Source organism: Streptomyces hokutonensis, assembly GCF_042751305.1.
Taxonomy (GTDB): Bacteria; Actinomycetota; Actinomycetes; order Streptomycetales; family Streptomycetaceae; genus Streptomyces; species Streptomyces hokutonensis_A.
Genome location: NZ_JBHYWD010000006.1, coordinates 410790 through 422977, shown reverse-complemented (window position 1 = coordinate 422977; position 12188 = coordinate 410790). Strand labels below are relative to the sequence as shown.

Sequence of the window (12188 nt, the reverse complement as noted above, 5' to 3'; positions counted from 1 at the left end):
TGCACTGGCGCCGGTGGCACAGCCGTACGTCGGCTACGCGGCCACCGCGCCTTCGTGGGGCCCGTAGAAAACTCCGTCGCCGCAGGTCAGCGGCCGGCCAGGAGAGCGCTCCGGAACGCACGCCCGCCGATTCGGAAACGCTCAGCTGATCGCTGCAGGTCAGGGCGCGCCGGCGGATCCTGCCGGTGGACCTTCTGGAAGTGACGCGCAGCGACACGAAGCAGTCCGCACTCTCGTCGGCTTGAAAGCTTCCTCGCACACTCAACGCTTCGCCCGAGGGGTCTGATGCAGGTTTTGGCCTGCCCCACGTCCTCGGTTGCAGTTCTGGTGGCTGACTGACAGTCCTTCACGGAAGGCTGGCAGTCATGCCTCGCCCTTGTCCTCCGGAGTGCCGGGCGCGTGCCATCGCGCCGGCAAGCAGGCCAAGCAGACCGCGGTCAAGCTCGGCATCCATCCCGGCTGCCGTTGGTCACCGAGACCGGAGCTCAAGTGGCAGGGCAGGTCAGCCGTCGCCCGCATCCGGCTCCGCAGCAGCCGCCGGACCGGCGCGGAGCATGGCCCTGTAGAGAGCGTCGTGCTCGGGCGAGGCGGGCAGAGGTCCACGGGCCGGTCCCTCGAAGGACTGGACCAGCAGAGCGACGACGCGGCGCCAAGCATCGGGGGCGGCGTCGCCGGTGGCGTTGACGACACCGGCGTTGGCCATGTGCAGCAGCACCAGGTCCGAGGAGTCGAAGTCCTCGCGCAGCCGGCCCGTCGCCTTGGCCCGGCCGATGAGCTCCACCATGCCCTCGTAGGCCTCGTTGCGGCGCCGCTCCAGGGCCTTGGCTGTAGGGAAGGTCGTGATCAGGACGTCGGCGAAGCCGCTGTCGGCGGCCTGCATCGCGCAGGCGGTCTCGATGTAGCCGACGAACCCGTTCCAGGGGTCGGGGTCCTCCAGGGCAACGGTGACCGCGTCGGCGTAGGCGTCCATGCGGTCGATGAAGACGGCGTCGACCAGCTCCTCCTTCGTGGGGAAGCGGCGGAACATGGTGGCGATCCCCACCCCCGCCTCACGGGCCACGGAGGCCATCGAGGCACCCAGCCCGTCACGCGCGAACACCCTGCGGGCAGCGGCGGCGATCCGCTCGCGGTTGCGCTCGGCATCGCTGCGCAGAGGCTGGGCGGCAGGGCCGTCGGGACGCTGGGTGCCAGGGGTCATGCCGGGGAGTCTAGCAATCGGATTGCCCTATCCATTTTTGGTGGTACGGTGACAACAGTGAACCGGTAAGACCTATCCGGATCTAGATACGGATAGGCCTATCCGAATTCCTTCTTCCTTCGACTGCCTTTTTGGGAAAGGATCGCTGTGACCAGCATCGCCATCATCGGAGCCGGCCCCCAGCTGGGTCTGGCCATCGCCCGCACCTTCGGCTCCCAGGGCCTGGACGTCGCCCTGATCTCCCGCAACCGCGACAAGCTCGACGACCTCGTCAGCAAGCTCACCACCGAGGGCATCACCGCCGCCGCCTTCCCCGCCGACGTCCTCGACCGCGACGCGCTCACCCAGGCCCTCAAGGACGCCGCCGCGAGGTTCGGCAGCATCGACGTCCTGGAGTACTCCCCGGTCGCGGGCCTCGCCACCACGCTGGCCACCCCGGCCGAGGCCGAACCGGCCCAGGTGCAGCACGAGATCGAGTTCCAGCTCTACGGCGCCATCGCCGCCACCAAGGCCGTACTGCCGGCCATGCGGGAGGCCGGCGCGGGCACCCTGCTCTACACCACCGGCGCGGGCTCCATCGATCCCGTGCCGCAGGTCGGCAACGTCAACGCCGCCGCCGCGGCCCTGCGCAACTGGGTGCTCAACCTCCACAAGGAGCTGGACGGCACCGGCGTCCAGGCCGCCCACGTCGGCATCGACGTGTCGATCGGCACGCCGGCCGTCCCCGGCTTCCCGACAGCCCAGCCCGAGGAGATCTCCCCGGTCTACTGGGAGCTGCACACCACCAAGCGCGACCAGGCCGAACTCGTCTTCAGCCTCTGAGATCGCACCAGGGCTCCGTCCTCTCCTCTCGTCGGAGCCGGATCGCGCCATCGCGCTTGACGCTGCGACGGCGCGGTCCGAAACAGGTTCCCGCCGCGTTCACTCGTCCCGACGCCTGCGGTGGGGATGTTTGTCTCCGCTGGTGCGCTGATCGGCGTCATCAAGCGCACCGCCTTACTTGGGCTGCACCGCGCGGCCGTCGCCGTCCACGCTGTGCTGCCCGTCCTCGCATCCATCGCGCTGGGACTGGTCCGGGTGTCGTCCATCGCCTACGACTCCCCGACATCGGCAGGTGAAGACCCTGGTCACCGTCCGGCAGCGGGCGCCCGTCACCTCGGTGCACTCACCGAGCACCGATGCCGCGACACCGGGCCCTGCGAGGTCACTCACGCCGCGCTCACCGGATCCTCGCCCGACCTCGCCAAGGAGGCTTCATGGCCTACGCGTACGACCCCGAGATCGCACCCTGGCTCGACCTGTTCCCCAACGGGCCGTTCGCCGACTTCCATGAGCTACGAGCAATGGGCGAGGCGGCGGTCCGAGGCGGCCTGCCGGTGTACGAGCCGGACATCCCGATCAGCATCGCCGACGTCACCGTCCCCGGGCCCGACGGTGCACCCGACGTGTTGGTCCGCGTCTACCGTCCCGCGGAGCACGACGGCTTGCTGCCCGGCCTGCTGTTCATCCACGGCGGCGGATTCATCATGGGCAGTGTCGAGCAGTTCGACGCCACCGCCACCCGCATCGCCGCGGAGGTCGGCACGGTCGTGGTCTCCGTCGAATACCGGCTCGCCCCGGAACACCCCTTCCCCGCCGGGCTGGAGGACTGCTACGCGGCCCTGACATGGACCGCGAAGTCGCGGAAGCGGCCGACACAGCACGGGCGCCACTCCCGGCACGCCGACGACGCCCACCATGGCAGCGAAGTGCGCGGTCCTGGGAGCAGTTGGATCACAGGGCCGAGGCGCAGCTCCAGGACTTTGGTCGTGCGGTGACCCCAAGCCGGCAATCGGATTGCCCTATCCATTTCCCATGCTAGGCTGACACGAGAAATCGGAGTGACCTATCCGGATCTCTAATCGGATAGGTCACTCCGATTTGCGGCGGGTCGTACGGCCTGCGCCGCGGAGGCCGCGCCGGCGGCACCGAATCCCAGCCGCACTCTCACCACCCGATCCGCCGTGTCCCAGGTGACACTCCTGCGAAAGGACCACTGTGACAAGCATGTCGTTCACCGATGCGGCACGCACGTGCCTCACCTCCAAGTTCGCCACATTCTCCGGTCGCGCACGGCGCGCGGAGTACTGGTGGTTCTCGCTGCTGTACATGGGAGCCGCCGCCGTGATCGGCGGGGTCAGCTTCGCAATCGAGGCTCCGTTGTTCAGCATCTTCCTGCTGCCGCTCATCGTGCCGATGCTGAGCGTCTCCGTCCGCCGGTTGCACGACACCGGTAAGTCAGGGCGGAGAATGCTCATCGCCTTGATCCCGGCTGTCGGTCCCATCGTCTACCTCCTTGGCATGACGGTGGACGGCACCCCGGGCACCAACGAGTACGGCCCCTCCCCCAAAGCCGCCGCCCAGCCCGTCGGCTGAACCGGTCACGTGGCGGGCCGATATCCGGTTCTCAGAGCTGGGCATCAGGCACACACGAGCGGAGCCGGTCCGGTGGCAAGGGTGAAACCGGCGCCAACGACGGCGTCCAGCCGCCACGCAGACCGTGGGAACAGCCGGCTCCACTGGGCTCACCGGACCGGCCCGGCCGCGGTGCCTGCAGGTGTCTTGCTGGACGCGTTGGCCGGCCTCGGTCCAGCGCATCGCCGGCCAGGGCGACAACATGAAACGGGCCCATCACCCCGACTGCGTCGGGGATTTCTTCAGCTGCAGCGGGCTTGAAGCCCGCGCAGTCGTCCACGGCCACGATCTCAATGTCGTTGCGGAACCCTGGTGTCCGGGCCTCGCGCCAGGCCTTGAACACCTCACCCCTTGAATCGGCCTTCGCCCCTGCCCGGCAGTCTCGACGGTCCGGCGCCGTCGCGGACCGGGGTGAGGTCGAAGATGGCGGTGACGACCTCGGCCCTGCGACAGGTGTGGCGCCACGCGTGCTCATCCAAGAAAACGGCGTCACGCTCGCACCTGGGGCGCAACCGCGGTCTTCGGGGCTCGGTGATCGTCCGGTGGCGTTGGGCCAGTCAGGCGCGGTCGTGGAGAGTGACCTGGTAGCCGTCGGGGTCGGCGAAGGTGAAGGTCCGGCCGAAGGGGCCGTCGATCGGCGCGGAGACGATGGTGTGACCGTCGGCGACGAGCGCGTCGTAGATGGCCTGGACGTCGGTGGCGTGGAGCCAGATCGCGGCACCGACACCGGGCTGGGGGACGGATGTGAGATCGGTGCCGGGAACGACGTCGCGCAGTGCGAACGCGATCGGCTTCGTCTCGAAGACGACGGCGTGCGGAGGTCCGGCCGGCGAGCGGACGAGGCCGAGGTACTGCTCGTAGAACGCCTGCGAAGTGTCGAGGTCGCGGGCCTGGAGCGAGATGAAGTCGGGGCCGGTGGCGGGCATGATGATGCTCCTTCTCTTCGTGTCAGCTTTCTGACACAAGTGAACCTATGTCAGAATGCTGACATGAATCAAGACGGTGCCGGCGTCGACCTGGAGACGTCACTGGGCTACCTGCTGAAAGAGGCGTCGAGCGTCCTGCGCGCCGCCATGGAGGAGGTGCTGCGGCCGCTCGGGATGAGCGTGACGCACTACTCCTGCCTTGAGCTGCTGGCGCAACGGCCGGGCTTGTCGAACTCCGAGCTCGCGCGGGGCGCGTTCGTGACGCGGCAGTCGATGAACGTGCTGCTCCAGGCCCTGGAACGGGACGGCTACGTGACCAGGCCTGCCGAGGCACCCGTCGGGAAGGCACTTCCCACCCGGCTCACGCCTCGCGGCCGACGGAGCCTTGAGAAGGCGACCGTAGCGGTCCGGTCCGTCGAGGTCAGAATGCTGGCCGGCATGACACAGACCGAGCAGGCGGGCGCGTTCCGGATCCTGCAGAGCATGATCCGTTCTCTGCGCGACGGCAACGCCGGTACGTAAGCCCGTTGCCCGGCGCGCGTCTCGTCGTGGCCGGACAGGAGTGGTGCTGCCGAGCGTGAAATTCCATACCGGCGACCTCGAAAGCCGACAGACCCGGCTCCGCCCTCTTCTGCGATGAGCCACGGCGCTGAAGCGGCAGCGGGACCTTCATCGGTGCGAGCGCACGATCCGGTGATCCCCCAGGGGTGGTCGCGTCTCTTCCCGAACGGGCGGTTGCTCGTCGGCGGGAACGGCCATAGCGGTTCCCGCCGACGAGACACGATGCCCCCGTGGAGGGATCAGGCGGAGGCCGGAGCGAGTACCGGGTGGGCCACGCGGTGGGTGATCTTCCAGTGCCCGTTGTCGAGCCGGTAGTGGTCGTTGAGTTCGACGACGTGTCCGGCGTTCGCGGCCGGATAGAGGGCGGGGCCCTCGTCGACGGGCGTGGGTCCGGCGTAGGCGAGCAGGGAGACGGTGGCCTGGGCAGTCCCGTCCCCGATGCTGTGGAAGTGCTGGCCGGTGACGAGGTGACGAACCGTTACCTCGGGACCGGAGCGAGCGTGGAGCACGTCCAGGATCTCCGCGTGGCCGCGCAGCTTGCGTCCATGGACCTCGTACAGGGCCTCGGGGGCGAACAGTTGGAGCAGTTCGTCGTACTCGCGGCGGTCGTAGTGGTGGAAGAAGGCCGTGTTCAGCCGGGTCAGCGCCCAGGCCGTTGCCTCTTCGGGAGTCATGCCTTCTCCCCCTTCGGGGTGAGGGTGTCCGGGCTGGTGCGGGTCTTGAGGACGAAGTCGAACTCCATGGTCCGGTAGGGGCCCTGGAACCCGTGGGCGGCTATGTCCTCGGGGTTCTCGTGCAGGGTGGTGTCCGCCTGCAGGGCGGGGTGGGCCAGCTTCGAGCCGACGAAGTCGACGGGGATGACGGGGTCTCCCTTGAAGTAGATCTCGCCGAACCAGGGGGTGATCAGCTCAGGGTGGTGGACCTCGTAGTGGATGTGGGCCGGGCGGTAGAGGCTGCGGCCGAGGGCCGCGGCGGCCTCGACGACGCTGTCGATCGCCATGGCGTATTCGTCGGCGTAGGCGACGGGGGTGACGGTGGTGAAGGTGTAGCGGCCGTCGGCGTCGGTGAACAGGTGCCCGCGCAGGTTGTACTTGGGCACTCCGTCGTCGTACAGACCGGAGTAGTTGCCGTTGTTGGCCGCGTGGTAGATCTCCAGCTTGGCGCCCGCGAGCGGCTGACCGTGGCCGTCCAGAACGCGGCCGGACACGATCAGCGGGATCCCGGGCTCGTCCGGCCGCATCGGCAGGGTGCCGGGGTTGTCGATACGCGGGGAGCCGGGGATGACGGTGGGGCTCTTGACGTCCTCGGAGGGGGTGTAGCCGTCCCGGCCGCCCTGGAAGAGCTCGCCGTACAGGGGCATGGCGACCAACGCGAGGGGGGCGCCGGTGGCCGTCTGGAGCTGCTGGAACAGGTCGGTGACGGCGTTGAGGTCGTCGAAGGTCAGTCCTTCCTCGTCGCGGAGGCGGGCCAGGGCGTCCTTGAACGCCTCGACGAGACGTAACGTGCGGGGGTTGATCAGCGCCGGGTCGACGTAGGACGGATCGGTGGTCGTGGTCATTGCGGTCTCCTTCATGGTGGGGGGATCACTGAGGACGGGTATCAGGCGCCCGGGGCATGAGGAGAGTCGGCGGACCACGGGCGCGTAAGCCGGTGGCGACGGTCTTCACGCCGCGGTCACTTCGGGCGGCGGCGGGGCTGGTTCCCCGCGGATGGCGAGGGCGACCTCGGCGGCGCGGAGTCCGGCGGAGTGGTCGGCGGTCGGCCCGGGGGCACACCGCTCGGCTTGCGGAGGCGGCACCCGCTGGTCGGGGCGCCGAGCCGGCCGTATGGCGGAGATCGCGGGGCGGTAGGCGGCCCCCGTGATGGGGAGGTTTCCTGCTCATGGTTTCGCCGGCTCGGCGCGGATCCGGGGAAGCACTTTCGTGCCGAGGAGTTCGATGGCACGCAGGAAGTCGGGCTGTGGCATGCCGCCGACGTCCATCTGCAGGATCTGGCGCGTGTGTCCGAGCAGAGCGTGCAGGTGGAGGATGCGGTCGGCGATCTCGTCGGGGCTGCCGACGAAGACCATGCCGCCGGGTTCGATGGCTGCGGCTCGGTCGGCGCGGGAGGGGGCGGGGCGGCCCAGTTCGGCGCTGCCCTCGGCCATCATCCGGTGCTCGTACTCCAGGTAGGTGGACCGGGCCTGGGCGGCGGACCCGGCGACGAAGCCGTGCACGGCCACCGCGATGTCGGCCTGCTCGGCGGGGTGGCCGGCCTCGTCCCAGGCGGCCCGGTAGGCATGCCCGTAGCGCGCCCAGTGCTCGGGCGTGCCACCGAGGATGCCGAGGAACATCGGCAGTCCCAACTCGACGGCGCGGTAGACCGAGTCCGGGCTGCCGCCGGTGCCCAGCCAGATCTTCAGCGGTTCCTCGGGGCGGGGGAAGACGGTGACATTCTGCAGCGGCCGTTTGCGGTGCGGGCCGCGCCAGGTGACGTTCTCGCCGGCGTTGACCGCCATCAGCAGGGCGAGTTTGGAGGCGTACAGCATGTCGTAGTCGTGCTCGTCGTGGTCGAAGAGCGGGAAGGTGATCGTGGACGAGCCGCGTCCGGCGACCAGTTCGATGCGTCCGGGCGCGAGGGAGGCGGCGGTGGCGAGCTGCTGGAAGACCCGGATCGGGTCGTCGGTGGACAGGACGGTGACCGCGGTGCTGAGCTTGATCCGGTGGGTGACGGCCGCGGCGGCGTTGACCACGGAGGCGGGTGAGGACAGCGGCATCGCCCGCATGTGGTGCTCGCCCACCCCGAAGAAGTCCAGTCCCACCTCGTCGGCGAGCTTGATGGCCTCCAGTACGTCGCGGAGGGCCTGGGACGTGGGGCCACGGCTGCCGTCGGGCAGGCGCGGGGTGTTGCCGAAGGAGTAGACGCCGAGTTCGAAGGTCATGGCGGGGTCCTGGCTTGAGTTGCTGATGGCGGGCATGGCACGCCGGTGGCGAGCGCGGGTGAGCTGGGAGACGAGGAGCGCGGCGATGTCGGCGCGACGCACGGAACCGACTCCCAGCAGCAGAGGGCTCGGACGGCACCCCCTCGGCGCTACACGAGGCGGATGACGCGCTTGCCGCGGGCGTGGCCGGTTTCGGTGGCCCGGTGGGCGTCCTGGATCTCGTCCAGGGGATAGACGCGCTCGATGACCGGGCGCAGGTCTTTCCCGTCGACGTGGTCTGCGAGGGTTTGCAGGTCCGCGCGTCGGGAGCTGGCCATGAGGAGGCGTACGCGCGGGCCGGGCAGGACGACGGAGAGCAGGGCGAACGGTATGGCGCCGGCGGAGGGCGAGGCGATGCGACCGCCGGGGCGCAGGGCACGGCGGTAGTCGCGGACCGAGGAGCCGTGGCAGTCGAGGACGGCGTCGAACGTCCCCTTCAGGGAGCTCGGTGGGGTGGTGGCGTAGTCCAGGGTCACGTCGGCGCCGAGTTCGCAGCAGAACGAGGCGTTGGCGGCGCCGGCGACGGTGGTGACGTGGGCTCCCCAGGCGTGGGCCAGTTGGACCGCCGTGCTGCCGACGCCGCCGCTCGCGCCGACCACGAGCAGTCGTTGCCCCGCGCGCAGGCGCAGGCTGTCGCGCAGGGCGCGCAGCGCGGTGACGCCTACCGAGGGCAGGGCGGCGGCTGCCACCAGGTCCGTGCCGCTGGGCGCGGTGCTGATGGCTTTCGGTTTGGCCAGGAGGTATTCGCCGGCCGCACCCGTTCGTCCGGAGAAGTCGCTGAGCATGCCCCACACATGTGCGCCCACATTGACGTCGGTGACCTTGCCGCCGAGTTCGACCACCTCGCCGGCGAAGTCGAATCCGGTGCGTTTGGGGAAGCGCCGTCCGGTCATCACCCGCATCGCGCCGGAACGGATCTTCGTTTCGACCGGGTTGACGCTGGATGCGTGGACCCGGACGAGCACCTCGCCCGGACCGGGGGACGGACGCGGGACGGTGCCGACGGAGAGCACCTCGGGGCCTCCGTAACGGTCGTACTGAGCGGCGCGCATCATCAGCTGGTCAGACGCCATGGCGGGCTCCTTTGCCGGAGGTTCGGTGGACGACGCGCATCGGGTTCACCCGCCGGAGAGGCTGAACCGGCCCCGGGCGACGACTTGGGCGAGCACGAACAGAACCGCGGTGACCACGGCTGCGGACTTGTTGCCGAAGGAGTGGACGCCGAGCTCGAAGGTCATGGCGGGGTCCTTGCCTCAGTTGCTGATGGCGGGCATGGCCCGCCGGTAGCGGGTGTCGGTGAGCTGGGCGACGAGGAACGCGGCGATGTCGGCGCGGCTCATGGCGGACGCGACCTTGTCGTGGCCGAGGAACCCGGAGCGGATGCGGCCGGTGGCGGGCTTGTTGGTCGGGTTGGTGATGCGGGCGATGGTGTAGTCGAGGCTCGAACCGGTGACGGCCTCGGTCATGCCCTTCAGCTCGGCCAGCGCGTTGGGGAACATCAGGCCGGCGGCGACGGGCAGCACCTTGTGCTTCCAGTGCGGCCTGTCCCGCGGATCGGCAAGCGAGGGCGTGGCCAGGCCGATGAACCGGGCGACCTTCTGCGCCTCCATGGCCTGCACGATGGTGCGGGTTCCGTCGGTCACCTGGGTGCCGGTCGTGGACCGTTTCAGGGACGGCCCGAGGGCACTGATCACCGCGTCGGCGCCGCTGACGGCCTGCTCGACGGCATCGCCGTCGGACAACTGCCCGGTGACGACCGCGAGTTGGGAGTGGGTGAGGGCGAGCTTGGCCGGTGCGCGGATCAGGGCGGTGACCTGGTGGCCGTCGTCCAGGAGCTGCTGGACGACCAGGCGGCCGATGGCACCGGACGCGCCGAATACGGTGACACGCATCAGGGTTGGTTCCTCGCGGTGGCGATCGGGCGTGGGGGTCAGAAGCCGTACGGGCCGAAGCGGCCCCAGGCCACCAGGGCGGCCAGGATCAGCAGGACGGCGTTGAAGGCGATCGCGGAGGGTTCTTTGCGGCGGGCGTGGGTGATCGCGGCCAGCACCATCACCACGATCAGGCCGGTCGCGGCCAGCGGGGTCAGCACGGGGGCGATGTCGGTGGCCGGGGGCAGGATCAGTCCGAGGGCTGCGGCGAACTCCACGATGCCGATGAAGCGGACGGTGCCCTGCGAGAAGTCGGCGGTCCAGGGCAGCTGGCCGGCCAGCTTCTCCTTGGGCCGGGTGGACTTCATGACGCCGGCCAGGGCGAACATGGCGGCCAGCACGGCCTGCACGATCCACAAGAAGACGTTCACGTACGGATTCCTTTGACGAGGGGGACGAGGCGGGGTGAGAGGGGATGCGCCGGCCCGGGAGCGGGGTGGGAGGGCCGGTCAGGCGTTGAAGACGGCCTCGGAGCGGTCACGGTTTTCGTGCAGGTCCCAGTACAGGGGGGCGATCTCGTCGGACGTGGCCGTCGGGAAGCCCTCCGGGCCGCCGTCGCCGATCCACACGTTGATCGCCACGTGGGCGGCGTGCACACCGCTGCCGGCCAGCTCCTTGCCCAGGTTGATCACCCAGTTGCGCAGGGCCGCACCGGCGGCGTGGACGTTGCCGAGCATGGGGACGGGATCCACCGAACCGCCGCCGGTGGTGAACAGCAGGGTGCCGGCGCCCGCCTCCCGCATCGCGGGCAGCACCGCGCGGGCGGCGGCGACGGCGCCGTAGAAGACGTACTCGATCTGCGGCTGCAGGTTGTCCACCGTGGCCTCCGAGGGAGTGGCCAGGGTGAGGTGGGGCACCGGGGAGTGCGCGGCCGGCGAGTTTTCCAGTAGGGAGTGCGCTGCCGGCGAGTACTCCAGCACGTCGATGCCGCCGAAGCGGACCTTCACGGCGTCCAGGGCGGCGGTCAGGGAGGGCCGGTCCAGGACATCGGCGGTGAACGCCTCCGCCGTGATGCCCTCCTGACCGAGCCGGTCGACCAGCGTCTGAAGCTTCTCCTTGGTACGGGCGATCAGCGCGACGTCGAAACCGCGGCTGCCGAAGGTGCGGGCGATGGCCAGGCCCATACCGGGGCCGGCGCCGACGATGGCAATGGTGGGCACGGTCGTTCCTCCTCCGTTGGGCGTGTGTCAGGAGCAGGAGACGGCGATCTTGCCCGGAGCGCTGGCACTGAAGGCGGCGAACGCCTCCGTGGCCCGCTCCAGCGGGTAGGTGGCGGTGACCGGCACGCGCAGCGCGCCGGAGGCGACCTGCTCGACCAGGAAGGTCAGGATCTTCACGTCGGGGTTGGACATGATCGTGTGGACCGTGACGTCATACCCCTTGGCGTCGTCCTGGGTCAGGCCGGTGGCGGAGGCGAGCCGGCCGCCAGGCCGCAGCAGGGCGGCCAGCTGGGCGCCGTCGCCCGCCAGGTGCAGCACCGCGTCCACGCCCTCCGGGGCGATCGCGCGGACCTGCCCCTGAAGGTCACCGGTGAAGTCGACCACGTGGACATCCGCGCCGGTCAGCCCGGTGACGAAGTCGGTCTGCGCGCCGGGGCGGGCGGTCGCAATCACCTTCGCGCCACGGGCGGCGGCGAGCTGCACCGCCAGTGCGCCCACCCCGCCGGAGGCCCCGGAGACCAGCAGCGTCTCCCCCTCGGAAAGGGCAACCGCGTCCAGGCTCACCAGGGCAGTGGCTCCGGCCACGCCCAGCGCGCCCGCGTCTCCCACCTCGACGCCCGCGGGGATGCGGGCGACGCCGTGTCCGGCGGCCACCGTGACGTACTGGGCCAACGACCCGGCGCCCAAGTAGGGCTTCAGGACGACACCGAAGACCGCGTCGCCGACCGCGAAGCCCTCCACGCCCTCGCCGAGCTCCTCGACCGTGCCTGCGAAGTCCTGGCCGAGGACCAGCGGGAACCGGTGCTCCATGAACGCCTGCGTGTAACCGGCGGCAGTGGCGAGGTCGATGCCGTTCAACGAAGCGGCGGCCACCTTGACCAGCAATTCCCCGGCCGCCGGGCGAGGAGTGTCCACCTCGGCCACGGCCGGGGCCGAGGGAACGGATTCGAGCGTGACAGCGCGCATGACAAAACCCTCCGAAATAAGTGGGACGGGTGG

General features: G+C 69.9%; 13 protein-coding genes and 2 pseudogenes. 4 read left to right on the top strand and 11 right to left on the bottom strand.

Translation table 11 applies throughout. The features are described from left to right. Positions 1 to 502 precede the first annotated feature (502 nt). Entirely contained in the window at positions 503 to 1198 is a 696-nt protein-coding gene (locus tag ACFXC1_RS19455; protein WP_381244225.1) for a TetR/AcrR family transcriptional regulator, read from the bottom strand. Positions 1199 to 1345: 147 nt separating this feature from the next. On the opposite strand from ACFXC1_RS19455, the gene ACFXC1_RS19450 reads away from it, so the two are divergent. The 3 genes and pseudogenes from ACFXC1_RS19450 to ACFXC1_RS19440 all read left to right on the top strand — a co-directional run bounded on the left by ACFXC1_RS19450 (position 1346) and on the right by ACFXC1_RS19440 (position 3613). After that, positions 1346 to 2020, top strand: coding sequence for an SDR family oxidoreductase (locus ACFXC1_RS19450; protein ID WP_381244224.1), 675 nt, complete (start codon positions 1346 to 1348; stop codon positions 2018 to 2020). Between the two features lie 587 nt (positions 2021 to 2607). Further along, a pseudogene (locus ACFXC1_RS19445) lies at positions 2608 to 2874 on the top strand (alpha/beta hydrolase); the annotation flags it as partial. A gap of 370 nt (positions 2875 to 3244) precedes the next feature. Further along, a complete protein-coding gene (locus ACFXC1_RS19440; RefSeq protein ID WP_381244222.1) occupies positions 3245 to 3613 on the top strand; it encodes a DUF805 domain-containing protein in 369 nt (122 codons plus the stop codon). A gap of 156 nt (positions 3614 to 3769) precedes the next feature. Here the strand turns inward: ACFXC1_RS19440 and ACFXC1_RS19435 are convergent. Next, positions 3770 to 4131, bottom strand: a pseudogene (locus ACFXC1_RS19435) (transposase); the annotation flags it as partial. Positions 4132 to 4209: 78 nt separating this feature from the next. After that, positions 4210 to 4578, bottom strand: coding sequence for a VOC family protein (locus ACFXC1_RS19430; RefSeq protein WP_381244220.1), 369 nt, complete (start codon positions 4576 to 4578; stop codon positions 4210 to 4212). 63 nt (positions 4579 to 4641) lie between these two features. Here ACFXC1_RS19430 and ACFXC1_RS19425 point away from each other — a divergent pair, with 63 nt between their 5' ends. Beyond that, complete coding sequence (locus ACFXC1_RS19425) at positions 4642 to 5100, top strand: MarR family winged helix-turn-helix transcriptional regulator (RefSeq protein WP_381244218.1); 459 nt, start codon at positions 4642 to 4644, stop codon at positions 5098 to 5100. A gap of 278 nt (positions 5101 to 5378) precedes the next feature. Here the strand turns inward: ACFXC1_RS19425 and ACFXC1_RS19420 are convergent, their stop codons facing one another. The 8 genes from ACFXC1_RS19420 to ACFXC1_RS19385 all read right to left on the bottom strand — a co-directional run bounded on the left by ACFXC1_RS19420 (position 5379) and on the right by ACFXC1_RS19385 (position 12155). After that, positions 5379 to 5813 carry a nuclear transport factor 2 family protein gene (locus tag ACFXC1_RS19420; RefSeq protein ID WP_381244216.1) on the bottom strand — a complete coding sequence of 145 codons (435 nt, stop codon included), beginning with the start codon at positions 5811 to 5813 and terminating at the stop codon, positions 5379 to 5381. After that, complete coding sequence (locus ACFXC1_RS19415; RefSeq protein ID WP_381244214.1) at positions 5810 to 6697, bottom strand: dioxygenase family protein; 888 nt, start codon at positions 6695 to 6697, stop codon at positions 5810 to 5812. Before ACFXC1_RS19415 ends, ACFXC1_RS19420 begins: the two co-directional genes overlap by 4 nt. A 321-nt stretch (positions 6698 to 7018) precedes the next feature. After that, positions 7019 to 8161, bottom strand: coding sequence for an LLM class flavin-dependent oxidoreductase (locus ACFXC1_RS19410; RefSeq protein WP_381244213.1), 1143 nt, complete (start codon positions 8159 to 8161; stop codon positions 7019 to 7021). A 47-nt stretch (positions 8162 to 8208) separates the two neighbouring features. Further along, positions 8209 to 9171 carry an NAD(P)-dependent alcohol dehydrogenase gene (locus ACFXC1_RS19405; RefSeq protein WP_381244211.1) on the bottom strand — a complete coding sequence of 321 codons (963 nt, stop codon included), beginning with the start codon at positions 9169 to 9171 and terminating at the stop codon, positions 8209 to 8211. Positions 9172 to 9351: 180 nt separating this feature from the next. Beyond that, a complete protein-coding gene (locus ACFXC1_RS19400) occupies positions 9352 to 9990 on the bottom strand; it encodes an NAD(P)-dependent oxidoreductase (protein WP_381244209.1) in 639 nt (212 codons plus the stop codon). A 38-nt stretch (positions 9991 to 10028) separates the two neighbouring features. Continuing rightward, positions 10029 to 10400 carry a DoxX family protein gene (locus tag ACFXC1_RS19395; RefSeq protein WP_381244207.1) on the bottom strand — a complete coding sequence of 124 codons (372 nt, stop codon included), beginning with the start codon at positions 10398 to 10400 and terminating at the stop codon, positions 10029 to 10031. A gap of 78 nt (positions 10401 to 10478) precedes the next feature. Continuing rightward, complete coding sequence (locus ACFXC1_RS19390; protein WP_381244205.1) at positions 10479 to 11189, bottom strand: SDR family NAD(P)-dependent oxidoreductase; 711 nt, start codon at positions 11187 to 11189, stop codon at positions 10479 to 10481. A gap of 27 nt (positions 11190 to 11216) precedes the next feature. Then, positions 11217 to 12155 (bottom strand): NADP-dependent oxidoreductase, encoded by a 939-nt coding sequence (locus tag ACFXC1_RS19385; protein ID WP_381244203.1) that lies wholly within the window; start codon positions 12153 to 12155, stop codon positions 11217 to 11219. Positions 12156 to 12188: the final 33 nt, after the last annotated feature.

What these genes read in the sequence shown, in the direction of transcription:
- ACFXC1_RS19455 (WP_381244225.1), bottom strand. Translation starts at nt 1,198, where the DNA reads ATGACCCCTGGCACCCAGCGTCCCGACGGCCCTGCCGCCCAGCCTCTG.
- ACFXC1_RS19440 (WP_381244222.1), top strand. Translation starts at nt 3,245, where the DNA reads ATGTCGTTCACCGATGCGGCACGCACGTGCCTCACCTCCAAGTTCGCC.
- ACFXC1_RS19430 (WP_381244220.1), bottom strand. Translation starts at nt 4,578, where the DNA reads ATGCCCGCCACCGGCCCCGACTTCATCTCGCTCCAGGCCCGCGACCTC.
- ACFXC1_RS19425 (WP_381244218.1), top strand. Translation starts at nt 4,642, where the DNA reads ATGAATCAAGACGGTGCCGGCGTCGACCTGGAGACGTCACTGGGCTAC.
- ACFXC1_RS19420 (WP_381244216.1), bottom strand. Translation starts at nt 5,813, where the DNA reads ATGACTCCCGAAGAGGCAACGGCCTGGGCGCTGACCCGGCTGAACACG.
- ACFXC1_RS19415 (WP_381244214.1), bottom strand. Translation starts at nt 6,697, where the DNA reads ATGACCACGACCACCGATCCGTCCTACGTCGACCCGGCGCTGATCAAC.
- ACFXC1_RS19405 (WP_381244211.1), bottom strand. Translation starts at nt 9,171, where the DNA reads ATGGCGTCTGACCAGCTGATGATGCGCGCCGCTCAGTACGACCGTTAC.
- ACFXC1_RS19400 (WP_381244209.1), bottom strand. Translation starts at nt 9,990, where the DNA reads ATGCGTGTCACCGTATTCGGCGCGTCCGGTGCCATCGGCCGCCTGGTC.
- ACFXC1_RS19385 (WP_381244203.1), bottom strand. Translation starts at nt 12,155, where the DNA reads ATGCGCGCTGTCACGCTCGAATCCGTTCCCTCGGCCCCGGCCGTGGCC.